Consider the following 22,358-nt stretch of genomic DNA (forward strand, 5'->3'; position numbering starts at 1 on the left):
GCGAGTGCCTCAGTGCCCCTTGAAGGCCTCCGCGAGCCACCAGGCACCCGAGTCCGAGGCGATCTTCGCGTCGATGACCAGCGGCCTGCCCGGGCTTGAATCCAGCCAGGTCTGCACCGCGTCCAGGTCCGCGAGCGTGCGCACAGTGATCCCGTCGGCGCCGAATCCGCGGCCGATGGCGGCGAAGTCGGTGTCCGGGAATTGCACGATGCCCATGTCCGCTTCCGGGTTCCCGGTCCCAAAGTGGTGCACCTCGGCGCCGTAGGCCGCGTCGTTGTACACGATGCAAACCAGCGGCATGCCCAGCCGCACCGCGGTGTCCAGCTCGGCGATCGCCATGTGGAAACCGCCGTCGCCGGTACCCAGCACCGGCATGCGTCCGGGCTGCGCCAGACCCGCACCGATGGCCGTGTACAGGCCCAGCCCGATGGACTGGAACGCCTGGGTGAAGCAGAAGCCAAATTCGTCGGGCACCGAGAGGTACTGGCTGGGGTAGCCCATGAAGTTCCCGGAATCCACGCTGACGATGCGTTCGGCCGGCAGGAGCTCGTCGAGCCGCTTGGTCAGCGCGCGCGGGTCGATCAGCCGAGCATCCGAGAGGTCATCGAAGTCGACCTGGTTCCAGTCGATGGATTCCTTGATGCGCGCGGCGACCGCGGCGGTGCGGTAGCCCTCGCGGGCTTCGGCGCTTCGGCCAAGAAGTTCTTCGAGCACGTCGGCGGCGCACTGCGCCGAGTCCCCCACGATGCCCAGGTCGATGGGCCGGTTGGCACCCAGCGCCTGTTCCTCCACATCGACCTGGACGACCCTGGTGCCGGTGCCGATCAGGTGCCCGTGGCGCATGGTCCACATGTTCAGCGCGCAGCCGAAGCCGATGATGAGGTCCGCGTCGGTGATCAGCTCGGCCGCCAGCGGCGAGGAGAACCCGCCGGAGATGCCGAGGTTGAATTCGTCCTCGTTGAACAGGCCCTTGGCCACCGCGGAGGTCGCCACCAAGGCACCCGTGTGCCGGGCCAGGTCCAGGATCTCGTCCCTGGCGCCGCGCCCTCCGCGGCCGGCGACGAACACCGGGCGCGTGGCCTTGCCGATCAGCTCCGCGAGGGCCTCCACCGAGGCGCGCGAAGGCCGGATTGGTTCTGCCGGGGCCACGGTAGCTGTCGCTTGGGTCTGCTCGGCCGGGGCTTCTTGCGCCTGGACGTTCAGCGGCAGGTTCAACACGACCGTGCGGCGGTCGTTCACCGCTCGCCGGTAGGCACGCACCGTGTCCGCCACCGCGCTGGCTGCGCTGTGGACCCGTTCCGGGATGGCGTAGACCGAGGCGGCGAAGCCGTCCTGGTCCATGGCGAAGTTCGAGTAGACCGCCGACGGCGCCGCCTCGGCGGCCAGCACGATCATCGGGGTGCGGGACTTGGCCGCCTCCCCGATCCCGGTTGCCGCGTTGGTCAGCCCGCAGCCCTGGTGCACCGAGAGCAGGGCCACCTGCCCGCTGGCCCGGGAGTAGGCATCGGCCATGGTGGCGGCCCCGCCCTCGTGCCGGGCGGCGGTGAAGGGAACCCCGTGCTCGACCAGGGTGTTGGTGATCATGAAGTTGCCCGAGCCCACCACCCCGAAGCAGTGGCCGACGCCGAGCTCGGCCAGGGTCTTGCCGACGAGTTGTGCAACGTTCATGGTCGGTTCCTTCCGACCATGGCCAGCACGCGCGTCGGGGCGCCGGTGCCACCGACGATCGGCAGCGGGGCCACCACGACCAAGGCTCCGTGCGTGGGCAGCTTGTCAAGGTTTTTCAGCGAGGTGATGCCGTATTTGTCGGCACCCAGCAGGAAGTGGTGCATCGGGAACGGCGGGTTCAGCGCCCCGGCGTTCCCGGCATCGATGCCCACGGTTTCCACACCGACGCCGGAGATGTCCAGCTCCTCGGCGATCCACTTGGCACACTCCGCGGTGAAGCCCGGGGTGTGGGAGCCGTGCTCATCCAGGTTCAGGAATGCCTGCTTGTCATGGTCAAAACGATCCCAGCCGGTGCGGAAAAGCAACCACGAATTGGCCGGGAAGGGCCCGTGTTCCTCCTGCCAGGCAACCAGGTGCTCGACGTCGATCAGGAAGTCGGGGTCCGCGGCTGATTGCTCGCTGAAATCCAGGACCACCGCGGGGCCGACGAGGCGTTCGGGATCGAGCTGGGAGACATCCTTGCCCTCGCGCCCGGAGACCCAGTGGATCGGCGCGTCGATGTGGGTGCCGATGTGTTCGCCGGTGTGGATATTGTGGTGCTTCCAGAACGGGCCGGGCTCGTTGTACCCGGAGACCTCCTCGATGCTGAAATCGATCAGGTTGGCGAACGGCTCGGGCAGCACCAACGTGGGCGTCTGCGCCGAAAGCGGCGCGGTCAGGTCGAAGAGCTCGACCGTGCCGGCCGCAAGAGAGGAAAGGAAGCTGTGGACGGGGCTCATAATGGGTCTCCAATGTTGTTGGTGGCCAGAGTGCAGATTCCGGTCAGGCTAGCAGCGAACCGTGGTCGCCTGCATGCCCTTCTCAGATGGTGGATCGTTGTTTCAGCGCGGCAAGCACCGTCTCCGGCCAGGGTGACGATTTTTCGGCGCCTTCCGGCACGCAAACCGTTACAAAGCGGCCTTCGGCCGCGAGCACGGAATCGCGTCCTTCGTGTGGATGTCCCCAGACCTTGAAGGCAAAGGACATGGAGGAGGATCCGACATGTTCAATGACCACTGCGGTGGTCACCCGTTGCCCGAAGTAGAGTTTTGCGCGGTAGTCGATTTCATGTCGTACCCGAGGTGCATTTCCGAAGTAGGAAACGACGCCGAGCTCCCGAAAGAGCCTGGCTTCGGCGGCCTCGACAAACCGCATGACCACGGAGTTGTGTTGGTGTCCTGCCGCATCGGTGTCGATCCATTCGATGTGGCGCTCCAACACGCTGCCGGCCACTCCCGACGCGAGAAATTCCCCTGCCGCATCCGCAACGGCAGCGGCTTTCACTCCACCATTGTCACTCGATTTTCCGATCATCGTAAAGTTTTCTCCATCCATCCATTGTTACGCACGTCACTTTAACGACATAATACAAGCATTCGCTGTTCCACCTCCATCAAGACTTGACCCCTTCACATGAGGAGCCCTAAGCATGGCGGCAACACAAACCAGCACCGACTGGAACATCCCCAAACGCACCACCTCGGTGGTCCTCTTCGCCTGCTGGCTGGCGATCCTGGCGGAGGGCTACGACGTTGGGGTCCTTGGCGCCGTCCTGCCGGCGTTGGCCGAGTACCAGGAATGGTCGCTGACCCCGTTGCAGCTTGGCGGACTGGGCGCCTATGCGCTGGTCGGCATGCTCTTCGGGGCCCTCTTCATCGGAACCCTCAGCGACATCATCGGCCGGCGCAGGATGCTCCTGCTATCGATGGCAATCTTCACCATCACCCAGGCCGGGGCTGCCCTGGCCCCGACCCCTGAGATCTTTGGCTTGTTCCGCTTCCTGGGCGGCCTGGGCATGGGCGGGATCATCCCGGTCGCCGCGGCACTGACGATCGAATACTCGGCACCCAGGAAGCGGTCGCTGAACTACGGAATCATGTACTCGGGATATTCGCTGGGCATCGTCGCCGCGGCCATGGTGGCCATGGCATTGCTGCCAACGCTAGGTTGGCGTTGGGTGATTGCCGTGGGCACGCTTCCGATCCTGATCCTTCCGGTGGTCGCCTGGCTCGTTCCGGAATCACTCGAATACCTGGTGGCCAAGGGCAGGATCGCCGAGGCCAAGGCCCTGGCCAAGAAGCTGAACGTGCGCGACTACCGGCCGGTGGCCCCGGCGAACCCGGGCCGGAGGATCCCTTGGCGCGAGGTCATGGCCGCCATGTTCTCGGGCAAGTACCTGCGCTCCACGGTGTTCTTCTGGATCTCGCTGTTCTGCGGGATGGTGCTGGTCTATGGCCTGAACACGTGGCTGCCGCAGATCATGCGCAAGGCGGGCTACGACCTGGGCTCTTCCCTGGCCTTCCTGCTCGTGTTCTCGCTGGCCTCCGCCATCGGCGGCCTGGTTCTGGGCTTCCTCGCCGACAAATACGGGCAGAAGACCATCCTGGTGCTCTTCTACCTGCTCGGTGCCGGCGGCATCCTGTTGCTGATGTTCCCCAACACCATGTTCGTGAACCTGTGCTTCGTGGCATTCGCCGGCATCGGGTCCATTTCGACCTCACTGGTCCTGACCGGATACATCGCCGACTACTACCCCGCGGCACAGCGCGGCACAGCCACAGGCTGGGCGCTGTCCTTTGCCCGCATCGGCGCCATCTCCGGACCGATCATCGGTGGGTGGATTGCCTCGACCGGGCTGAGCTTTGAATTCAACTTTGTTTTCTTCGCCATTGTCGGCGTGGTGGCAGCCATCGCGGTGTCATTGATCCCGAAGCGGGTCGTCGAGCCACCCGCCGAAACGCCAGCCGTTGAACGCGAGGCGGTGCTGGACTAGATCCCCTGGGCCGGTTCGATAGGGGTGGTTCCCATGCCCGCGCAGCTGCCGCTTGACGTCGGGCAGCCATCCGGGCATGGGGATCGGCGCGGAGCCGCAACGTGGTTTCAGGTGCGGGCTGCGGCCCGCACCCCGTGCCGCACGCGGGCATCCTCCAGTTCCATGCCCGCCACCATGGCCGCGAATCCGCGATGGTTTCGGCTTGTCCACACCGTCACCAGGCTCAGCAGAACGAGGACCGCAAGCAGGAGCCCGCTGAACGGGAAGCTGAGGGCCGCCAGGATTCCGTACCCGCCGATGCCTGCAACAAAACGCAGCGGACGGGCCAGCACGGCGGGCATCCGGGTCGGGTGTCCGCGCAGCAGTGTCGCACTTTCGCCGATGCTCTGCCCACTGGCCAGGATCCACACCAATTGCACCGCCAGCGGCACCCACACCGCGAACAGGCTCTGCACGTCCTGGTCGAGCAGTTCAAAGGGAATGTGCTCGACATACATCTGCCAGGCCCGCCAACCGATGGCGAGCATTCCGCCCAGGAGCGCCAGGAAGAGCACGTCGCAGAGCATTCCCAGCAGTCGCCGCCCGGCCGTCACCGCCCGCGGCTGCGACGGATCGATGCTGGATCCGCGGCGGCGCACGAAGAGCACCGCCACCACGGAACCGGCGATTGCCCCGAGGGTGTTGGCCATCAGGTCATCGACGTCGAACAGGCGGTAGGCACACGGAAACAAGCCCCACACGCCGGTGCGCTGGGTGGCCTCGATGAACAACGAGATGCCGGCCCCGGCCAATGCGGCGACAACCAGCCCGCGCCGGAACATGGTCCGCAGCAGGAAACCCAGGGGCATGAAAAGCATGATGTTGAACGCGACCTGCTGGACCGAGGGGTTGCGCAGAATCTGGCCGGGTGTGGAATGCGGGAAGGCGCGCGCATCGGCCACCGAGGCGAACGGCGTCAGCTGGATCCCGACGCAGCGGTAGCCGTCCTGCGGCAGCGGCATCAGGGTATAGGTCCACAGGGACATGGCGTAAACGGCCAGGGCGATCCACCCCAGCAGCCACATCGCGCTGATGTGCCCGCGCCGACGATAGCTGATGGCAATGAACGGAATGAGGAGGGCCACCGCCGCGACGACGCCAATCACGATGGCGACGGCTCCGAGCATGATTCTGTCTGACACTCGATCCATCCTATGGGAGGGCCTGTACCCCGCGCGCTCCATCCCGACGCGCACAAACCATGGTGAAAAGTACTTGCTAATATGGAAAGTACTTGCGTACGATGGGTTAAACGCCAGATCCCCGGCAACATCCGCAAGGAGACCGACATGGACAACAACAAGCTTTCACCGTCAGCGGCACAGGACCTGCTCAACGAGGCGGGCCGGCTCGGTGCCGCCTCGCGCTCCGGTGCCGGCTGGCCGCACATCACGATGCTGCTGGGCATGGGCGCCATCTCTTCGCTGTCGCTGCTCGCGTTTTGGCTCGTCGGCCAGGTCGACGAGTCCCTCATCTGGATCCCCATGGTCGGGATGCTCGCCTGGTTGGGCATCTTCATGGCCGTGATGCTGTACTTCGGCAGGTCCACGAAGCAGGGCTTCACCGCCCGCTGGGGCATCTGCATCGGAATCTGGGCCGTGCTGTGGGGCATCGGGTGCGTCGTCGGGCTCAACTTCTTCGCCGGCGAGCTGTGGTTCTTCGCCGCCACCGCGGCCGCCATCACGATCGCCACCGTGGCCGGCGCCTGGACCGAGGCCTCCAAATGAGCGCGCCGGAGACCCCCTCGCACCCCCGCCACCGGCTGGCCGAGGACCTCGCGCACCCGGTGCGCTTCTCGATGGCCGCGGCGCTGGCGGCCACCGACGAGACGGAGTTCGCGGTGCTCCGCGACCACCTGCAGGTCAGCGACTCGGTGCTCAGCCGCCAGGCCTCCGCCCTGGAGGCCGCCGGCATCGTGCGCATCCGCAAGGGCTACATCGGCAAGCGTCCGCGCACCTGGCTCTCGCTGACCAAGGCCGGCCGGGAGACCTGGGCCCGGCATCTGGCCGCGCTGCAGGCCATCGCCTCCGGCGGCTGAGTCCGGCTACCGCCCGGAGACCAGGTCGGCGAACCGCGCGATCGGGGCGGTGGCGGCCCGGCCGCCCCGCTCCTGGGCATCGGCCCGGTGGTACATGGCATACATGCCCTGCACCGCGAGCCAGCGCACCGGCTCGGGTTCCCAGCGGCGCACCGTGCGGTTGACCCACGGCATGGCGGTGGCCTTGGTGTCCCGCCCCAGCACCAGGTCCGTGAGCGTCCGGCCGGCCAGGTTGGTCGCGGTGACCCCGGTGCCGACGTATCCCCCGGCAAAGCCCAGGCCCGTGGCCGGGTCGTAGTTCACGCTCGCCCGCCAGTCGCGCGGCACACCCAGGACCCCGGACCAGGCATGCTCGATCCGGGCCCCCGCCGCTGCCGGGAACATCTCGTGCAGGATCCCGGTCAACGACTTGACGGTCTTGGGCCCGGTGGCCCCGTCCATGTCGGTGCGCGAGCCGTAGCGGTAGGGCACCCCGCGACCGCCGATGGCGATGCGGCCGTCCCGCGTGCGCTGCAGGTACACATACGCGTGGGCGAAATCCTCCAGGGTCTCGCACCCCTCCCAGCCGATGTCCTCCCAGGCGCCGGCATCCAACGGCTCGGTCACGATCATCGAGGAATTCATCGGCAGCCAGTCGCGGTGCGCCTGCGGAAGGTTGGCGGTGAACCCCTCGGTGGCCCGCAGGATGTGCGCGGCACGCACGGTTCCGCGTTCGGTCACCGCGTGTGCAGGTGCCCCGTGGGCCCCGGCGTTGATCTCGGTGACCAGGGTGTTCTCGTAGATGGTGACGCTGCGGCGTTCGACCGCCGCGGCCAGCCCGCGCACCAGTTTCGCCGGGTGGATGCGGGCGCAGTGCGGGATGTGCATCGAACCCAGGGCACCGGCCACGTTGATCCGCTCGCGTGTCGCGGCGGCCGAGAGCCGCACCGCATCGTCCTCCGGCCACTTCAGCTGCTCCGCGGCCATGGCCTCGAGCCGGCCAAGTTGCGCCCGGTTGCGGGCCACCAGCAGTTCCCCGCCCTTGTGCACGTGCGCGTCGATGCCCTCGGCCGCGGCCACGGAGATGACCTCGTCGATGGTCTCGTTGAGCATCCGCTGGAAGTCGCCCACCAAGGCCCGGCCGTGGCTTTTGACGTACCCGTCGCGTCCGCCGGTGATGGTGTTGGCCAGCCAACCGCCGTTGCGCCCCGAGGCGCCGAACCCGGCGAAGCGGGACTCGAGCACCGCGATGCGCAGCGACGGGTCGGCCCGGGCCAGGTAGTAGGCGCTCCACAGCCCGGTGTACCCGGCACCGACGATCGCGACATCGACCTCCAGGTCCCCGGCGAGCGCCGGGCGCGGGGCCGGCAGCCCGTCTTCGGCATACCAAAACGACACGTTCCCGTTGGTGGTCATTCTACGGATTGTCCTTGCGTTGGTCGGGTGTGCGGGCGGAAGGCTGCGTGGCCGCTAGCTGAGCTTGAGCACCGGGACATCGGATTCGAAGCCGAACACCGCGGCATAGAAGCCGAGGGAGGTTTCCAGCGCGTTGACGATGGTCTCGGCGCGGCGGAAGCCGTGCTGCTCACCTTCGTAGAGCACATAGGCGTGCGGGATCCCGTTGGCGGCCAGCGCATCGGCGACCACCTGGGACTGGGCCGGGGGCACCACCTTGTCCTGGTCCCCCTGCAGCAACAGCACCGGGCAGCTGATGTCCGCCACGTGGTTGATCGGCGCACGCTGCGCGTAGAGCTCGGCGGCCTCGGGGTAGGGGCCGACCAGCGAATCCATGTAGCGGGATTCGAAGTCGTGGGTGTCGCGCACCAGGCCGACCAGGTCCGAGACCCCGTAGCGGGAAATGCCCGCGGAGAAGGTCTTGGTGGTGGTCAGCGCAGACAGCACGGTCCAGCCGCCGGCGGACCCGCCCTCGATGGCCAGGCGCTTGGGGTCGGCCATGCCGGCGGCCGCCAGGCCCTCGAGCACCGCGACGGTGTCCTGGACATCGACCACTCCCCATTGCCCGTTCAGCCGCTGGCGGTAGGCCCGGCCGAACCCGGTGGATCCCCCGTAGTTCACGTCCACCACCCCGATGCCGCGCGAGGTGTAGTAGGCGATGGACAAGGAGAGCTGGGCAAAGGCCTGGGACGTGGGCCCGCCGTGCACGAAGGCCACGTAGGGCGGCAGCTCGTCCGCGGCCCCGGTGAGCATTCCGAGCTTCGGCTCGTACACGTGGGCGTAGACGCGCGAGCCGTCGGCCGTGGTGAATTCAATGGCCTCGGCACCGGGCAGCGCCTCGGGGTCGGGCAGGTCCTTCAGGGCCAGGGAGATGTTCTGTACCGCCAGCGTGTCCAGGTCGATCAGCCGCAGCCCGTCGCCCTGAACCAGCGAGGTGGCGGTGGCCAGCAGCAGGCTTCCGCGCAGCCCGGTGGGCGAGATGCGGGTGAAGGGCAGCACGAGTTGCTGCAGCTTGCCGCTGGCAACATCCAGCGTGGCCAGCGAGCTCCCGTGGGTGCCGTGCGTCACCAGCAGGGTGTTGGCGTCGATGACCTTGTACCAGGTTTGGCCCACGGTCCACAGCGGTCCGGCGAACTCCTCCTCCCTTTCGCACAGCGGGCGCTGGGTCGAGGAGGGCACATCGTGCAGGTAGGGGTTCCACCAGCCGCTGCGGTCGGAGATGAACACGAGCCGGTCATCGTCGAGCCATTCGGGCTGCAGCACCGATTCGCTGGTGGAACCGGCCAGCACCGTGTCGTTCGCGGCCGCCAGGTCCCCCAGGTCGGCCACGTGGAGTTCGGTCCCGTCCCAGGGCATCTGCGGGTGTTCCCAGGAAATCCAGCTGATCCGGGTGCCCGAGGGATTCAGCCGCGGGGCCGCGACAAAGCGCGAGGACGCCGTGACCTCGAGAAGCGCGCCGGGGTCCTGTGCGGCGGAGCCATCAAGCGGGATCGCGGCGATGTAGCGGCGCAGATCGGTGCGGTGGTCCTCGCAGATGGCCAGCACGTGCCCGGCGGGGCCCTGGATGATCTCGGCGAAGCACAGGGCCGGATCCCCGTCGGCGCCGGAGGACTCCGGGGTCAGGGGAACCGGGGTGCCGCCGTGGGCATCGACGAGGTAGAGGCGCTGGTCGCGGAAGTTCGCGAACACCAGCTTCTGCCCGTCCCCGGAACCGATGGCGGCCCAGGACGCGCCGCCGTATTCATTGACCCGGCTGCGGACATTGAAGGGGGCGGCCACGAGTTCGCGCGCCGGAGCGTCGGATGCGGCGGCCCGGGCCAGGACGGTCAGCCGCCCGCCCTCGGCCGGGCGGCCCTCGAGCCACCACAATTCCTCCCCGACAAAACCGCCGCCGCCCACCGGCGTGGTGCCGGCGGCCACCTGCGCGGCGGAAATGGGCGAGGGCCAGGAGCCGTAGGGCAAACGCGTAGTCATGCTGCGATCCTAGCCTTCCCGCACGCTCGGCTGAACCCTTCCGCGGTGCGGCTGCGAGGCAGCCCGGTGGCGGAAACGCCAAAACGGCTCACCGGCCGGTTCCCTAAGAAAGTGTTAGGAATGGGCGGACAAGCACCGGTGTGCGGGCGATCACCTATACGTTTGTCTGTGACAAGACTCTCGCACGGGACTTGGCCCACATGGAACCGCAGCGTTGCGCTCCGGCATCGGGCCGGCCCCCTGCGCCGCCGGCGGACGACTTCCGCCGCAGGACGTCCGACGGGTAGCATGCCGGCCCACAGGACGCGAAGTATCGTGCCGGATGTGCCGCCCCGCGGGAGACATCCCAGGCACCCACGGCAACCACAAGGATCAGGAAGCACAGGCCCATGCCAACAGAAGAACACCTCCCGACGGTCAAGGCGTTGCACGCCGACCGCATCGACGACGACGGCGGCAAGGCCGCCAAATGGAAGATCGTCGGCCCCGGCCTGGTAGTAGCGGCCACCGGCGTCGGCGCCGCCGACATGGTCGCCACCCTGGTGGCAGGATCCCGCTACGGCTACGCCCTTCTCTGGGCCGTGATCGTCGGTGTCGCACTGAAGATCATCCTCGTCGAGGGCGCCGGGCGCTTCACCCTGGCCACCGGCAAGACCATCTTCGAGGGCTGGAAGTCCCTGGGCAAGTGGACCACCTGGTACTTCGGCCCCTACATCATGATCTGGGGCTTCGTCTACGGGGCCACCGCGATGTCCTCGGCCGCGATGCCGCTGGCAGCCATGTTCCCGGCCGTCGACCTGAAGGTCTTCGCCGTGGCCATGGGCCTGGCCGGCTTCGCCATGGTCTGGTTCGGCCGCTACTCCTTCTTCGAGAAGATCACCGCGGTGCTGGTGGGCATCATGTTCGTCACCGTCGTGGGCCTGGCAGTGATTGCCGCACCGAACATCCCCGAGATGTTCAAGGGCCTGATCCCGATGATCCCCTCCGGCGGCGTGGTCTACACCCTGGCGCTCGCCGGCGGCGTGGGCGGCACCATCACACTGGCCGCCTACGGCTACTGGCTGCGCGAGAAGGGCTGGTACACGCCCAAGTGGATGAAGGTCATGCGGATCGACAACTCCATGGCCTACGTTCTCACCGGCATCTTCGTGATCGCCATGCTGATCGTCGGCGCCGAGGTCGTGCGCGCCGCAGGCGTCTCGCTGAGCGCCGGCGATGCCGGCCTGCTGGACCTGACCACGGTGCTGAACGAGAAGTACGGCAACGTGGTCGGCACCGGGTTCCTGGTGGGTTTCTGGGCCGCGTCCTTCTCCTCGATCATCGGGGTGTGGAACGGCGTCTCGCTGATGTTCGCCGACTTCTGGGGCAACATCCGCGGCAAGGAATCCGGGCACCCGGACACCCGTGTGGGTGGCAAGTACTTCAAGTTCTACGTCCTGTGGCTGACCTTCCCGCCGATGGTGCTGTTCCTGCTGGACAAGCCGATCGCCCTGATCCTTGCCTACGGCGTGCTTGGCTCGCTGTTCATGCCGTTCCTCGCCGTGACCCTGCTGGGCCTGCTCAACGGCAAGCGGATCCCCAAGGTCTGGGCGAACAAGGTCCACACCAACGTCCTGCTGGCCATCACCGCAGCCCTGTTCATTTCCCTGGGTGTCCAACAGCTGTACAAGGCCGTCTCGCCGCTCTGGGAGGGCTAGCACTTCCCTTTCGGTGCAACGCACCAAACCCCACGGGGCCGTATCCGCTTTTCGCGGGTGCGGCCCCGTTCGTGCATCCGGGTGGCAATGGACAACCCCGGCGCGCTCGGCGCAGACTTGGCCCCATGAACTTCTATGCTGTCTTCCTGCGCGGGGTCAACGTCGGCGGGGTCAAGATCCTGATGAAGGACCTCGCCACGTTGCTGCAGGAGTCCGGCTTCGCCCCGGTGAAGACCCTGCTGGCCAGCGGCAACGTGGTGGTCGGAGCCGCCGAAGCCACCCCCTCGCGCGTGAAGGACGCCGTCGAGCAAGCCCTGCGGGACCGCTACGGCCGGGACATCGGGGTGATCGTCCAGGACGGGGACCAGCTGGAGTCGATCACGGAGCACTACCCCTTCGATTCTCCCGAGGACGGTGTGCAACGGCACCGCTACCTGGTGCTCACGCCCGGCGAGAAAGAGGCCGCCGCCATCCTGGGCAGCGCCCCGGACCTCGGGGATTCCGAGCGCGTGGCGCAGCTGGGCGCGTGCATCTGCTGGGAGGTTCCACGCGGGGATTCCCTGGGCTCGCCCCTGGCCAAGCACTTCGCCAAGGCCGCTTCCTCCACGCTGGTGACCACCCGGAACATGAACACCATCGACAAGGTCCTGGTTGCGCTTCGCGCCCTGGGGCGGTGAAACCGCCGCACCGCCCATGTTGTAATGGAACTTCCAGTGCCGCACCGCCCGCGAACATGAGACCCGAGGACACGACCCGTTGACCATGCCCCTGCTCTTCGACCTCCTGGGCGTCTTCTTCTTTGGCGTCTCCGGGTCGCTGCTGGCCGCACGGCGCGGTTTCGACATCATCGGATCCCTGCTGCTGGCCGGGCTGACCGGGATCGGCGGCGGCATCGTGCGCGACCTGGTCCTGGGCGTGGTGCCCACCGCGTTCCAGAACCCGTACTACTTCATTCCGCCGACCCTGGCGGCGTTGCTGGTCTACTTCGTGGCCCCGGGCGTGCAACGGCTCATGCGCCCGCTGCTGGTCTTTGATGCCGCCGGCCTGGCCCTGTTCTGCACCTCCGGCACGATCAAGGCGCTGGAGGCGGGAATGAATCCCTTTGCCGCCACGCTGCTGGGCGTCACCACCGCGGTGGGCGGCGGGTTGCTGCGCGACGTGGTTGCCAACAAGACCCCCTCGATCTTCGACCCGCGAGACATCTATGCGGTCCCGGCCATGCTGGGTGCCGGACTCATGGCCGGGCTGTGGGTCATGGGCGTGAGGGGCTGGGTGTGGGAGCTGGCCGTCGCGGCCGTCGTCTTCCTCCTGCGCCTGCTCTCGCTGAAGTTCCGCTGGCACGTGCCCAAGGCCGTCGGGCACTGGCACCGCGACATCGAACTGCAATAGCGGAACGGGCTGGTCAGGTGACGCGCTCGAGCTCGGCGTAGTGCTCCGGCTCGTCCTTGGCGTCCTCGATCTTGCGCGGGCCGTTGATCATCACCGCACCGGTGAGCATCACGATCAGGCAGACCCCGAGCATCGCGAACGAGGCGCTCCAGCCGCCGGTGGCGTCCTTGACGATGCCAAAGAGCAGCGGGGCGATCGCCGCACCGGCATATCCCAGCCCCTGGCTGAAGCCGGCCAGCACGCCGGAGCCGTAGGTGCTGCGCGAGCGCAGGTTCATCATCAGCAGGGCAATGGCGAAGGTGCCCTGTCCCAGCCCGGCGGAGACGACCCACAGCACGGTGTGCTCGGTCGGCGAGAGATACAGGCCCAGGTGGCCGGTGATCCAGAAGGCCGTGAAGACCAGCACCGCAAGGATTGGGTGGCGCAGGCGCGGCACCCACAAGGGCACCAGCAGGCTCACCGGAAGGCCCAGGATCGCGAACAGGGCCAGCATCGAACCGGCGGCCATGGTGTCCAGCCCCTGCTCGGAGAGGTAGGGCGGCATCCAGGTGAAGTAGACGTAGGTCTGGGCCGAGTTTCCGGCCAGGAAGATCGCCAGCCCCCAGGCGACCGGGGACTTCCACGGGTTGATCCGTGCCGGGGGCGCTGCCACCAACCCGTTGACCAGCGGGGTGTCCGGGCGCGGGGTCTTGCGGTCCCGGAAGATCTGGATGCCCCAGGGCACCAGGACCACGGCCGAAAGCAGCGCCCAGGCGGCGATGGAGGTGCGCCAGTTGCCGGTGGCGTTGGACAGCGGTACGGAGAATTGCGGGGCCATCCAGGTGCCCACCGCCAGCATCGTGACATAGCCCGAGGTGACGATCGCCAGGCGGTCCGGGAAATACTTCTTCACCAGCGGCGGAAGCACCACGTTGCCCATGCCGTACCCGGCCAGGGTGATGGTCGAGAGCAGCAGGAAGCTTGCCACGTCCCCCACCGCGGCGCGCAGCAGCTGCCCGGCCACGGCCAGCAGGACCGCGCCCACCAGCACCTTCTCCAACCCCCACCAGCGGATCAGGCGCGGGGTCAGCAGCCCGAACCCGGCAAAGACAACGGGGGCCAGCATGGCCAGCAGGCCGGTGGAAAAGGAGTCGAATCCCAGCTCCGGACCGATGCTTCCCAGCAGCGGGGGCACCGAGACCACGGCCGCACGCAGGGACAGGGCCATCAGGATGATGCCCAGCAACGCACCGATCCGGCCGGCCAGCTTTTGTCGGGGTGGGGTCAGTGCCATGGGGCTTAGTTACCGTTCTTGAGTCGTTCCACCTGGATCAGCAGGTGCTCCAGGTCCTTGGCGAAGGTTCCCTTGGACCAGGGCCCGGGCATGGAGGTCTGGTAGTACAGCCCCTCGCCGATGAGCATGATGGTCTCGGCCACGTACTTATCCTTCACCTCGACGTGGATCAGGTCGAGCCATCCGGCGTGCACCTGTTCCAGCGCCTCGATGGAGGGCTCGTGCCCGGACTGGGCCAGGCGCAGCACGGCCAGGAAGTACCTGTCCAGGTCGCTGCCGATGACGGTGGAGGTGCGCACGAAGTAGCGCGAAGCGCCCTCCGGGGATGCGGACATGCGCTCCAGGTCATCGGCGTGTGCCTGGAGCAGCCCCTCGATGACGGCCTGGGCCAGGGCCTCCTTGGAGGCAAAGTGGTACAGCAACCCGCCCTTGGAGACGCCGGCGCGTGCGGCGGTGGCCTCGATGGTCGCCGCGCGTTCGCCCTCGTCGCAGAGCATCGAGGCGTAGGCGTCGACGATCTTTTCCTTGGCTAATGGCGGTCGAGACATGTAGTGAACCCTATCCCTTTCACGTAGGCATCGTCACATTGTAACTGTACCGTCTGGACGGTACAGTTACTGTTGTCAGCACGCACATACCCATTCAGGAAACAGATCCCCATGAGCACTCCCCGCCTGAGCCGCCAAACCCCGCAGACGAACACCGGTTCCATGCACCGCCGACGCTGGGCGGCCCTTGCCGTGCTCATGTTCCCGGTCCTGCTGATCTCGGTGGACAACACGGTGCTCAGCTTCGCCGTTCCCGCACTCTCGGAGGCGCTGGCCCCCAGCGGAAACCAGTTGCTGTGGATCATCGACATCTACCCGTTGGTGCTCGCCGGACTGTTGGTTCCCATGGGGTCGCTCGGCGACCGCTTCGGCCGCCGCAGGCTGCTGCTGGTCGGCTCCAGCGGATTCGCCGCCGTTTCCGCGGCCGCCGCCTTTGCCACCAGCGCCGAGCAGCTCATTGCCGCCCGCGCGCTGCTGGGCATCTTCGGGGCCATGCTGATGCCCGCCACGCTCTCGCTGATCCGCAACATCTTCACCGACCCGCTCGAGCGCCGCAAGGCCATCGCCGTCTGGGCCGCCGGGTTCTCCGGCGGCGCCGCCCTGGGCCCGATTGTCGGCGGCTTCCTGCTCGAGCATTACTGGTGGGGGTCGGTCTTCCTGCTGGCCGTGCCGATGTTGTTGCCGCTGCTGGTGCTGGCCCCGGCCCTGGTCCCCGAATCCCGCGACCCGAACCCCGGTGCCATCGACCCGATCTCGATCGGGCTGGCCATCATGACCCTGCTGCCGATCGTCTACGGCATCAAGGAACTGACCGCCGCCGGATCCCCGGTGCTCCCGTGCCTGGCCATTGCCGTGGGCATCGCCGCCGGGGTGACCTTCACCCGGCGCCAGCTGGGGCGCGCCAACCCGATGCTGGATGTGCGCCTGTTTGCCAACCCGTCCTTCTCCGCGGCCCTGGTGGTGAACCTGCTGAGCATCTTTGCGCTGGTCGGCTTCATCTACTTCATCTCCCAGCACCTGCAGCTGGTCGCCGGCTACACCCCGATGATGGCCGGGGTGCTGATGCTGCCGGGCCTGGCGCTGACGGTTGGCTTCGGTCTGCTGGCCGTGCGACTGACCAGCCGCTTCGCCGTGAAGCACGTGATGGTGTGGGGTCTGGGCCTGAACGCGCTGGCCTACGGCATCGTGATGCTCACCGGCCAGTCCGGCTCGGTGCTGATGCTCATGGTGGCCTTCGGCGTGCTCGGGGCGGGCGTGGGCATGAGCGAGACCCTGTCCAACGACATGGCGCTTTCCGCGGTGCCCCCGGCCCAGGCCGGTGCGGCCTCGGCGATCTCCGAAACCGCCTACGAGGTCGGGTCGGTGCTCGGCACGGCAGTGCTGGGCTCGATCCTCAATGCCGCGTACCGCAACAACATCCAGGTCCCCGGGCGGCTGGGCGAGGACGCGGCCGAGACGGCCCGGCAGACCCTGGGCGGCGCGCACGAGGTGGCCAGGTCCCTGGGCGAGCCTGCGGCCGGCAGGCTGCTGGAATCCGCCGCGCACGCCTTCGACAAGGGCGTGGTCTACACCTCGGCAATCGCCATGGTGCTGGCCCTGGCCTCCGCGGTGATCGTGGCGATCGCGCTGCGTTCGGTCAAGGAGCAGCCGGAGGCCTAGACGCACGGTGCGCGCCCTTGGGCCCGATGCTTCCCTTGCGGCGGCCTGCCCCGGAGGCCGCCGCAGGCGGGCTGGGTTCCCGGGGAAGCGGTGATCATGGCCTGCGCCGGAACCTCGGATCCGGTGGGGGTCAACGACCGCCGCACCATGGCGCTGCTGCCTGCGGGCCGTTTGCAGGTGCAGGTGGCTGTTGCCTGCGTCTCAGCGGAGGATCCCCTCCTGGACGATGCGCTCGCCTATGCCCGATCACACAGTCCGGGGCGGCGCACGGTGGTGGCCATCTGCCGGCTGGCACCGGGATGCTTCGCCCGATTGGCGGCCAAATGCGCCACCGACGTGCTGAGCGGTCCCCCTTTGAATTCCACACAACGCCCTCCGAAAGAGCTGGTGGATATCGTTGTCACCCGGTATCACCAGTCCTCCGCAAGGTAAACAAACGGGGTATTTCGGGCTAACTTTGCCTCGAAAGTACCCCGATGGTAGTAACTGGGCGCCAAGTAGCGTACCGTTGAGCTTGTAGTTCTAGTTTTTCTCGCAGTAAAGCAGTGCAAATACCCCGTTGCCGGGGCGAGTACCTTTCTGAACCGCGTTGAATCACGTAGCTGCAAGTGAATTCCATAGTGGATTTCACTCCCCTACGTCCCATTTCAGGACAGTCTCGAAAGGACACACCCATCATGGCAACAGGTACCGTTAAGTGGTTCAACGCCGAAAAGGGCTTCGGCTTCATCGCTCCGGACGACAACTCGGATGATGTCTTTGCACACTACTCCGCCATTCAGTCGAACGGCTTCCGCTCGCTCGAAGAGGGCCAGCGCGTAGAGTTCGAAGTTACCCAGGGCCAGAAGGGCCTGCAGGCCACCGATATCCGCGCTGTCTAAGCTTCGGATCATCACCTGCGGCTTTTAGCTGACTAGGCGAGGGCGTCACTCCTTATGGGAGTGGCGCCCTTGCTGTTTAACGATTTGCGCCTCACCAGCTGAACGATCCGTGCGGGCTCGCCTTTATCTCCAGATGAAACACGAGGTTCCGCGAGTCCGGCGGCCCCACGATGACGAACCATTCCTCCACGCCTGCCGGCTGGATTGATCCGCTCTCGAACCGGCGCACGACAAGATTCAAGAACGTCCCGGACTCCGACTGCGACGATTGCTGGATCAGCGCCAATTCCCGCTTGGCATCCGTGCCCCGGCCCTCCGCCCGGGCCGTTTTCAGGTTCGCCAGGTTCTCCTGCACGATCCCGGCCCGAAAACCCGCCAGCGTCTCATCCGCGTTTCCGGCAAACAGCACCGGTGCGTAGATCCGCCCCAGCGACTCGGCCAGGTCCGCCAGGCAATGCCCGGGCACCCCGGGGCCGATCCAGGCCGGTTCGTTGACAACCATGGCGGATCCGGCATTGCTCCATTGGCCCACCGCCGCCAGCAGGTCCGCGGCTATCTGGGCATCGGTCCCTGGTTCGATCCCCTTCGCCGGTTCGACGGCGTCGGCCTGCGGGCAATCGCCCGGCAGCTGAAGCTGCCGGGTGTTCGCTTCGGTGGAGGGTTCCGGTTCGGGAGGATCGGGCACAAGGGTGGTACAGGCACCCAGGAGGCAGGCCAGCAGTCCGGGCGCCAGCATCAACGGAATCCGCCTCATGCCCCACAGCCTACGCCCGGATCCGGTGGCGGTGTGGTGTGCACGATGCCGGGGAATGAATGCGGGCGGGCGCTGGTTGCCGCCTATGTGAGCATTCCTATGTCAATCCTTGATCTTGCCCCCATCCGCCGTGGCGGTTCAGCCGCCGAGACCTTCGCGCAGAGCGTCGAATTGGCGCAGACCGCCGAGGCTACCGGCTACAAACGCGTTTGGTACGCCGAACACCACAACATGAGCTCGATCGCCTCTTCGGCAACCTCGGTGCTTATTGGCCACGTCGCCCACCACACCAACACCATCCGGCTGGGTGCCGGCGGCGTCATGCTGCCCAACCACTCCCCTCTGGTGATCGCCGAACAGTTCGGCACCCTGGAAACGCTCTTCCCGGGCCGCATCGACCTGGGATTGGGCCGCGCGCCGGGCACCGACCAGGCCACGTTCCGGGCGATGCGCCGGGATCCTTCCGCCTCCGACGCGTTTCCGCACGACGTGCTGGAGCTGCAGGCGTACCTCGGGCAGGAATCACGCATCGAGGGCATCAATGCCTACCCCGGCCACGGCACCAACGTCCCGCTCTACATCCTGGGCTCCAGCATGTTCGGCGCCAAGCTGGCCGCCCAACTGGGCCTGCCATACTCCTTCGCCTCGCACTTTGCCCCCGACGCGCTCATCCAGGCAACCACCGCGTACCGCAACGAATTCAGGCCCTCCGAATTCCTCGCCGAGCCCTGGGTCATCGCCGGCGTCGGCGTGGTGGCCGCCGAGACCAACACGGAGGCCCATGCCATCTTCGAGCAGGTCCGCCGCGACCGCATCCGGATGATGCTGGGCCGCAACCGCCCCGTCGAGTTCACCGACGACGAGGTGGAGATGCTGCTGGATTCCCCGCACGGGGACTCGATCATGAACATGCTCAAGTACACCGCGGTCGGCGACGGCCCGGCCGTGGCCCAGTACCTTGAGGAGTTCGCGCGCACCGCGCAGGCCGACGAGCTGATCACCGTGCACAGTGCCAGCGACCACGGCCAGCGCTTGGCCTCGGTGAAGATCACCGCCAAGGCCATGGCACCGGCAGGCGTCTAGCGCCGCAACCAAACAGGCCGCGTCGCGCGAAGGCCCCGGAACACCCGTGTGTTCCCCGGCTTCTGCGCGGCGCGGCCTTCTTGTGCCCTGCTGCCCCCGGCTCAGCGTCCCGGGAGCACCCAGCGGCGCACGCCCATCACCAGCAGGGTGATAAGCAGGATCGTCAGCAGCCCGTCGGCGGCGATGTAGAAGTAGTGCCAGCTCGATCCGCCGGCCTCGACGCCTGCCAGCACCGCCTCGGTGCGCTTGGCCAGGAACGGGCGGATCAGCCCGATCTTCGCCAGCAGCACCAGGCCGGTCGACGCGACCACCCACAGGAATGCCCTGTCCAGGCCGCGCTTGATGCAGGAGGCCGCGAGCACAAGGAAGAACACGACCTCAAGGATGTTCATGGCGGTGAAGACCAGCTGCCCGATCCCCAGTCCCAGCCCCAGGGTCATGCCCGGGGCCAGGAACTTCAATGGCGTCTCGATGAATGAAATCCCGATCAGCAATCCCAGCCACAAGGCAGGTGCCAGGATCCTTCCGGCGGCGGCAAGCAATGCCGTGCGGCTGATGGCCGGGGTGAAGAACCTGGGTGTGGTGTCGCTGTCCATATATCGACCATACCGCGCGCCGGCACCCTGGTCCGCACGCGAAAAAGTGCCCATTCCCATACGGGTCGAGTCAACATAGGCTGTAATCAATCGGGGTTCAGCCGCAAATCCCGCCCGATCGAGGAAAGAGGGACATGATGGGCAACAGCTTTGACGACACCGTCTTTGACGAGCCGATTGACGACGACATGTACGAGCCGGACGACGGCCGTGACGGCCAGCCCTACGAGGGTTCCTCCGACAGCCCGGAGACCATGACCGCCCTGGATCCGCTGCGCAAACACCTGTACCTGCTCGATGACGACCTCACGGCCCAGGACCAGGACGACGACGAGGAAACCGTCGAAGAGGAATGGACCGAAGAGGAAGTCCTCGCCGAGGAAACCGAATAGCTCCCGTGCCCGCCTAGGATTGAGGAGGGCGCGAGCCCCACCGTCTCGCGCCCTCAACCCGTCCCCAGGCACAGGAGTTCCCCACGTGGTCAATCCGGTACATCTGCGCACCCTGCTGGAAGTGGTGTCTCACAAGTCCTTCGCCGCCGCCGCCCTGGCCCTGGGCTACACGCCCTCGGCGGTCTCCCAGCAGATGTCCGCCTTGGAACGCGACACCTCAACCACGCTCTTTGCCCGCAGCGCCAAGAGCATCGAGCCGACACCGGCCGCGCTGACCATGGTGCGCCACGCCAAGCGCGTGCTCACCGACATCGATGCGCTCATGGCCGCGACCTCCACCCCCGACCTTGACCCCAGCGGCAAGCCGTTGCAGGAACTGCGCATCGGGATCTTCCCGTCCCTGGCCACCTTTGCCCTGCCCCGGCTGCTCGGCTCCAAGGATTGGGACCGGTTGGGCATCGCGCTGCGCGTGAACGTGGGAGAGCCGCACCAGACCATCACCGGGTTGCGCCGGGACGGGGAACTGGACCTGGCCCTGATCTTCCAGGTCGGCCAGGCGGGGCTGGCCTGGCCGGCGCAACTCGAGCGCCAGTGGCTGGGCGACGACCCCTTCCGCGTCGTGGTCCCCGCTTCCTGGAAGCTCGATGGCTCCTCGGTCTTTTCCGCCTCCCAGCTGGCCGACATGCCCTGGATCATGCACCACCCCGGCACGTCCGACGCGACGGTGATCTCCCGGCTCTTTGCCGCGTTCAACATCCACCCGCGCGTGGTCGCCCACTCCGATGACTTCAACGCCTCGCTGCACATGGCAGCCGCCGGGCTGGGCGCCGCCCTGGTCCCCGAGCTGGCCATGCAGCGTGCCCCCGAAGGCATCCAGGTCATCGACGCCCCGGAAATCCGCCTGGCCCGCAGCATCTTCGCGCTGCGGCCCGAAGGCCGGGACAACCCCAAGACCGGGGTGTTCATGGACCGGCTGACCAAGGCGCTGGCTGAGACAAGCATCGGTCCCAAGCGACGCTAGGCAGTGGAGGCTTGCTCAGCGGACGAACGTCGGCTTCAGCCACATCGAGGTGATGCCGGTGTCGTCGGTTCCAATCACCGTGTCGGTCGCAATCCTCGTCAGGCGCCCATCGGCGCCGCCACGGGTGATCCGGCACCAGCCGCTTTCCGGGTCGAATTGCGTCCACCACACCTCTGCGGGATCACTGCGGTCGCGGCGAATGGAGACACTTCCGCTCGGACCCAAGGCCGGCTCGTCGACCATCACCACCCCGTCAATAGCACCCTCGGGCCTACCCGGGACACTGAGCCACGATGACCGCGGCGAGTATCCCCAAACGTAAAGGAGGATGCCGTTGGGCATACCTACCTCGATAAGCACGGTGTCCAGTGCCAGCGAGGCAGACGAACCCCTGCGCGCCGCCACTTCCCCGGGATCGGTGGGGACGAACTCAAAGGCCTGGTCCGCCAGGCTGTAGACCGCCCGGCCGGAAACAGGTTGGGTCAGGGGAACTAGATTCATCGATCCTCCTCGGAATCGTCGGGTGGTTCAGGGGCCGGCGCGACACCGTCCTCGCCTCGGGGGCACCCGGCAACACCGGCACTGGCAGGCCGCGCGCCTATTTGTTTCCGCGCACCGTGCTTGAAACGACGGAGACCTTGGCGCCCTTCTTGGCGCGCACCCCGCGGGTCCCCGCTCCCCTGTTGTCCAGGATCCGGGAGGCCGATACCTTCACCGTGGCCTTGTTGGAGGCGGCGATGCCGCCGGTGAACGTCGCGGGCCGGAATCCCGCCCACCCGTTCTTGCTGATTTCGGTTCCCCGCACCACGGTGTTCTTCCCGCCCGAGGCACTGATGCCCGCCTGGCCGTTGCGCCGGAGGAAGGAGTCCAGGACCGCCGTGGCCTGGCCGTTGGATTGCACGCCGATGCCGTGGTTCCAGGTGACGGTCGAGCCGCTCAGCGTGGAGTGGGCGCCGCGCAGCCACACAGCCCCGGTGTTGCCCGGGTTGGCATAGCCGGACACAGTCACATTGCCCATCCGCGCCCGTGTGCCCAGCGTTGCCGCGCGCGCCGTGGTGGCCAGGGTGTACTTGTACTTCTTGCTGCTGGCCTTGGACGTG

Annotated in this window: 24 protein-coding genes; 12 read left to right on the forward strand and 12 right to left on the reverse strand. The window is 67.1% G+C overall.

From position 1 onward, the window contains the following. Positions 1 to 9: 9 nt before the first annotated feature. From BLJ79_RS06480 to BLJ79_RS06490, 3 genes are all read right to left on the reverse strand, one after another. On the reverse strand, positions 10 to 1,668 hold the full coding sequence (locus BLJ79_RS06480) for a thiamine pyrophosphate-binding protein (protein ID WP_071213905.1): 1,659 nt from the start codon (positions 1,666 to 1,668) through the stop codon (positions 10 to 12). Beyond that, positions 1,665 to 2,447, reverse strand: a complete 783-nt coding sequence (locus tag BLJ79_RS06485) for a cyclase family protein (RefSeq protein ID WP_071213907.1) — start codon at positions 2,445 to 2,447, stop codon at positions 1,665 to 1,667. The genes BLJ79_RS06480 and BLJ79_RS06485 overlap by 4 nt, the downstream gene beginning before the upstream one ends. 82 nt (positions 2,448 to 2,529) lie before the next feature. Then, positions 2,530 to 3,042: an acyl-CoA thioesterase gene (locus BLJ79_RS06490; RefSeq protein WP_286135294.1), complete on the reverse strand. Its 513-nt coding sequence runs from the start codon at positions 3,040 to 3,042 to the stop codon at positions 2,530 to 2,532. A 94-nt stretch (positions 3,043 to 3,136) separates the two neighbouring features. On the opposite strand from BLJ79_RS06490, the gene BLJ79_RS06495 reads away from it, so the two are divergent. Further along, positions 3,137 to 4,480: an MFS transporter gene (locus tag BLJ79_RS06495; protein WP_071213908.1), complete on the forward strand. Its 1,344-nt coding sequence runs from the start codon at positions 3,137 to 3,139 to the stop codon at positions 4,478 to 4,480. A 107-nt stretch (positions 4,481 to 4,587) separates the two neighbouring features. Here the strand turns inward: BLJ79_RS06495 and BLJ79_RS06500 are convergent, their stop codons facing one another. Then, positions 4,588 to 5,661, reverse strand: a complete 1,074-nt coding sequence (locus BLJ79_RS06500; RefSeq protein ID WP_071213910.1) for a VanZ family protein — start codon at positions 5,659 to 5,661, stop codon at positions 4,588 to 4,590. A gap of 147 nt (positions 5,662 to 5,808) precedes the next feature. Here BLJ79_RS06500 and BLJ79_RS06505 point away from each other — a divergent pair, with 147 nt between their 5' ends. Together BLJ79_RS06505 and BLJ79_RS06510 are read left to right on the forward strand one after the other, a co-directional pair. After that, positions 5,809 to 6,246 (forward strand): hypothetical protein, encoded by a 438-nt coding sequence (locus tag BLJ79_RS06505; protein ID WP_071213911.1) that lies wholly within the window; start codon positions 5,809 to 5,811, stop codon positions 6,244 to 6,246. Then, complete coding sequence (locus tag BLJ79_RS06510) at positions 6,243 to 6,557, forward strand: winged helix-turn-helix domain-containing protein (RefSeq protein ID WP_071213913.1); 315 nt, start codon at positions 6,243 to 6,245, stop codon at positions 6,555 to 6,557. The genes BLJ79_RS06505 and BLJ79_RS06510 overlap by 4 nt, the downstream gene beginning before the upstream one ends. Before the next feature lie 6 nt (positions 6,558 to 6,563). On the opposite strand, the gene BLJ79_RS06515 is transcribed toward BLJ79_RS06510, so the two are convergent. Both BLJ79_RS06515 and BLJ79_RS06520 read right to left on the reverse strand, forming a co-directional pair. Further along, entirely contained in the window at positions 6,564 to 7,952 is a 1,389-nt protein-coding gene (locus BLJ79_RS06515; RefSeq protein WP_071213915.1) for an NAD(P)/FAD-dependent oxidoreductase, read from the reverse strand. A 54-nt stretch (positions 7,953 to 8,006) separates the two neighbouring features. Further along, positions 8,007 to 9,965 (reverse strand): S9 family peptidase, encoded by a 1,959-nt coding sequence (locus BLJ79_RS06520; protein ID WP_071213916.1) that lies wholly within the window; start codon positions 9,963 to 9,965, stop codon positions 8,007 to 8,009. A 389-nt stretch (positions 9,966 to 10,354) separates the two neighbouring features. Here BLJ79_RS06520 and BLJ79_RS06525 point away from each other — a divergent pair, with 389 nt between their 5' ends. From BLJ79_RS06525 to BLJ79_RS06535, 3 genes are all read left to right on the forward strand, one after another. Beyond that, positions 10,355 to 11,662: an Nramp family divalent metal transporter gene (locus BLJ79_RS06525; RefSeq protein WP_139194754.1), complete on the forward strand. Its 1,308-nt coding sequence runs from the start codon at positions 10,355 to 10,357 to the stop codon at positions 11,660 to 11,662. Between the two features lie 125 nt (positions 11,663 to 11,787). Next, positions 11,788 to 12,339 (forward strand): DUF1697 domain-containing protein, encoded by a 552-nt coding sequence (locus BLJ79_RS06530; RefSeq protein ID WP_071213918.1) that lies wholly within the window; start codon positions 11,788 to 11,790, stop codon positions 12,337 to 12,339. An 85-nt stretch (positions 12,340 to 12,424) separates the two neighbouring features. Next, the gene (locus BLJ79_RS06535) at positions 12,425 to 13,051 is read left to right on the forward strand and encodes a trimeric intracellular cation channel family protein (RefSeq protein ID WP_071214470.1); all 627 of its coding nucleotides are present in this window, start codon (positions 12,425 to 12,427) and stop codon (positions 13,049 to 13,051) included. Positions 13,052 to 13,064: 13 nt separating this feature from the next. On the opposite strand, the gene BLJ79_RS06540 is transcribed toward BLJ79_RS06535, so the two are convergent. Next, a complete protein-coding gene (locus tag BLJ79_RS06540; protein ID WP_071213919.1) occupies positions 13,065 to 14,324 on the reverse strand; it encodes an MFS transporter in 1,260 nt (419 codons plus the stop codon). Between the two features lie 5 nt (positions 14,325 to 14,329). Then, on the reverse strand, positions 14,330 to 14,872 hold the full coding sequence (locus BLJ79_RS06545; protein WP_071213921.1) for a TetR/AcrR family transcriptional regulator: 543 nt from the start codon (positions 14,870 to 14,872) through the stop codon (positions 14,330 to 14,332). 111 nt (positions 14,873 to 14,983) lie between these two features. On the opposite strand from BLJ79_RS06545, the gene BLJ79_RS06550 reads away from it, so the two are divergent. The 3 genes from BLJ79_RS06550 (at position 14,984) to cspE (ending at position 17,412) form a co-directional block, all read left to right on the forward strand. Further along, complete coding sequence (locus BLJ79_RS06550; protein ID WP_083411055.1) at positions 14,984 to 16,531, forward strand: MFS transporter; 1,548 nt, start codon at positions 14,984 to 14,986, stop codon at positions 16,529 to 16,531. 96 nt (positions 16,532 to 16,627) lie between these two features. Then, entirely contained in the window at positions 16,628 to 16,963 is a 336-nt protein-coding gene (locus BLJ79_RS06555) for a sirohydrochlorin chelatase family protein (protein WP_139194755.1), read from the forward strand. Positions 16,964 to 17,208: 245 nt separating this feature from the next. Then, the gene (gene cspE / locus BLJ79_RS06560; protein ID WP_007271190.1) at positions 17,209 to 17,412 is read left to right on the forward strand and encodes a transcription antiterminator/RNA stability regulator CspE; all 204 of its coding nucleotides are present in this window, start codon (positions 17,209 to 17,211) and stop codon (positions 17,410 to 17,412) included. A 91-nt stretch (positions 17,413 to 17,503) separates the two neighbouring features. On the opposite strand, the gene BLJ79_RS06565 is transcribed toward cspE, so the two are convergent. Beyond that, positions 17,504 to 18,166 carry a hypothetical protein gene (locus BLJ79_RS06565; RefSeq protein ID WP_139194756.1) on the reverse strand — a complete coding sequence of 221 codons (663 nt, stop codon included), beginning with the start codon at positions 18,164 to 18,166 and terminating at the stop codon, positions 17,504 to 17,506. 99 nt (positions 18,167 to 18,265) lie between these two features. Between BLJ79_RS06565 and BLJ79_RS06570 the strand changes: the two genes are divergently transcribed. Further along, on the forward strand, positions 18,266 to 19,249 hold the full coding sequence (locus BLJ79_RS06570) for an LLM class flavin-dependent oxidoreductase (protein WP_286135295.1): 984 nt from the start codon (positions 18,266 to 18,268) through the stop codon (positions 19,247 to 19,249). Between the two features lie 101 nt (positions 19,250 to 19,350). Here BLJ79_RS06570 and BLJ79_RS06575 read toward each other — a convergent pair whose 3' ends face one another. Further along, positions 19,351 to 19,845 carry a hypothetical protein gene (locus BLJ79_RS06575; protein ID WP_071213926.1) on the reverse strand — a complete coding sequence of 165 codons (495 nt, stop codon included), beginning with the start codon at positions 19,843 to 19,845 and terminating at the stop codon, positions 19,351 to 19,353. A 134-nt stretch (positions 19,846 to 19,979) separates the two neighbouring features. On the opposite strand from BLJ79_RS06575, the gene BLJ79_RS06580 reads away from it, so the two are divergent. Together BLJ79_RS06580 and BLJ79_RS06585 are read left to right on the forward strand one after the other, a co-directional pair. Next, positions 19,980 to 20,237 carry a hypothetical protein gene (locus BLJ79_RS06580; RefSeq protein WP_071213927.1) on the forward strand — a complete coding sequence of 86 codons (258 nt, stop codon included), beginning with the start codon at positions 19,980 to 19,982 and terminating at the stop codon, positions 20,235 to 20,237. 85 nt (positions 20,238 to 20,322) lie between these two features. Continuing rightward, on the forward strand, positions 20,323 to 21,258 hold the full coding sequence (locus BLJ79_RS06585; protein ID WP_071213929.1) for a LysR family transcriptional regulator: 936 nt from the start codon (positions 20,323 to 20,325) through the stop codon (positions 21,256 to 21,258). Positions 21,259 to 21,273: 15 nt separating this feature from the next. Here the strand turns inward: BLJ79_RS06585 and BLJ79_RS06590 are convergent, their stop codons facing one another. Then, entirely contained in the window at positions 21,274 to 21,759 is a 486-nt protein-coding gene (locus tag BLJ79_RS06590; RefSeq protein ID WP_071213930.1) for a hypothetical protein, read from the reverse strand. A gap of 97 nt (positions 21,760 to 21,856) precedes the next feature. Next, a complete protein-coding gene (locus BLJ79_RS24020) occupies positions 21,857 to 22,276 on the reverse strand; it encodes a right-handed parallel beta-helix repeat-containing protein (RefSeq protein ID WP_502686095.1) in 420 nt (139 codons plus the stop codon). Positions 22,277 to 22,358: the final 82 nt, after the last annotated feature.

Source organism: Arthrobacter sp. UCD-GKA (assembly GCF_001863355.1).
In the GTDB taxonomy this organism is placed as follows: domain Bacteria; phylum Actinomycetota; class Actinomycetes; order Actinomycetales; family Micrococcaceae; genus Paeniglutamicibacter.

Bases quoted from the DNA above. Each gene is read 5' to 3' on its own strand.
- BLJ79_RS06520 (WP_071213916.1), bottom strand. From the start codon at position 9,965: ATGACTACGCGTTTGCCCTACGGCTCCTGGCCCTCGCCCATTTCCGCC.
- BLJ79_RS06525 (WP_139194754.1), top strand. From the start codon at position 10,355: ATGCCAACAGAAGAACACCTCCCGACGGTCAAGGCGTTGCACGCCGAC.
- BLJ79_RS06530 (WP_071213918.1), top strand. From the start codon at position 11,788: ATGAACTTCTATGCTGTCTTCCTGCGCGGGGTCAACGTCGGCGGGGTC.
- BLJ79_RS06590 (WP_071213930.1), bottom strand. From the start codon at position 21,759: ATGAATCTAGTTCCCCTGACCCAACCTGTTTCCGGCCGGGCGGTCTAC.
- cspE (WP_007271190.1), top strand. From the start codon at position 17,209: ATGGCAACAGGTACCGTTAAGTGGTTCAACGCCGAAAAGGGCTTCGGC.
- BLJ79_RS06550 (WP_083411055.1), top strand. From the start codon at position 14,984: ATGAGCACTCCCCGCCTGAGCCGCCAAACCCCGCAGACGAACACCGGT.
- BLJ79_RS06555 (WP_139194755.1), top strand. From the start codon at position 16,628: ATGGCCTGCGCCGGAACCTCGGATCCGGTGGGGGTCAACGACCGCCGC.
- BLJ79_RS06545 (WP_071213921.1), bottom strand. From the start codon at position 14,872: ATGTCTCGACCGCCATTAGCCAAGGAAAAGATCGTCGACGCCTACGCC.
- BLJ79_RS06505 (WP_071213911.1), top strand. From the start codon at position 5,809: ATGGACAACAACAAGCTTTCACCGTCAGCGGCACAGGACCTGCTCAAC.
- BLJ79_RS06570 (WP_286135295.1), top strand. From the start codon at position 18,266: ATGTCAATCCTTGATCTTGCCCCCATCCGCCGTGGCGGTTCAGCCGCC.
- BLJ79_RS06495 (WP_071213908.1), top strand. From the start codon at position 3,137: ATGGCGGCAACACAAACCAGCACCGACTGGAACATCCCCAAACGCACC.
- BLJ79_RS24020 (WP_502686095.1), bottom strand. From the start codon at position 22,276: ATGGGCAATGTGACTGTGTCCGGCTATGCCAACCCGGGCAACACCGGG.
- BLJ79_RS06535 (WP_071214470.1), top strand. From the start codon at position 12,425: ATGCCCCTGCTCTTCGACCTCCTGGGCGTCTTCTTCTTTGGCGTCTCC.
- BLJ79_RS06575 (WP_071213926.1), bottom strand. From the start codon at position 19,845: ATGGACAGCGACACCACACCCAGGTTCTTCACCCCGGCCATCAGCCGC.
- BLJ79_RS06490 (WP_286135294.1), bottom strand. From the start codon at position 3,042: ATGGATGGAGAAAACTTTACGATGATCGGAAAATCGAGTGACAATGGT.
- BLJ79_RS06515 (WP_071213915.1), bottom strand. From the start codon at position 7,952: ATGACCACCAACGGGAACGTGTCGTTTTGGTATGCCGAAGACGGGCTG.
- BLJ79_RS06540 (WP_071213919.1), bottom strand. From the start codon at position 14,324: ATGGCACTGACCCCACCCCGACAAAAGCTGGCCGGCCGGATCGGTGCG.
- BLJ79_RS06580 (WP_071213927.1), top strand. From the start codon at position 19,980: ATGATGGGCAACAGCTTTGACGACACCGTCTTTGACGAGCCGATTGAC.
- BLJ79_RS06510 (WP_071213913.1), top strand. From the start codon at position 6,243: ATGAGCGCGCCGGAGACCCCCTCGCACCCCCGCCACCGGCTGGCCGAG.
- BLJ79_RS06480 (WP_071213905.1), bottom strand. From the start codon at position 1,668: ATGAACGTTGCACAACTCGTCGGCAAGACCCTGGCCGAGCTCGGCGTC.
- BLJ79_RS06565 (WP_139194756.1), bottom strand. From the start codon at position 18,166: ATGAGGCGGATTCCGTTGATGCTGGCGCCCGGACTGCTGGCCTGCCTC.
- BLJ79_RS06485 (WP_071213907.1), bottom strand. From the start codon at position 2,447: ATGAGCCCCGTCCACAGCTTCCTTTCCTCTCTTGCGGCCGGCACGGTC.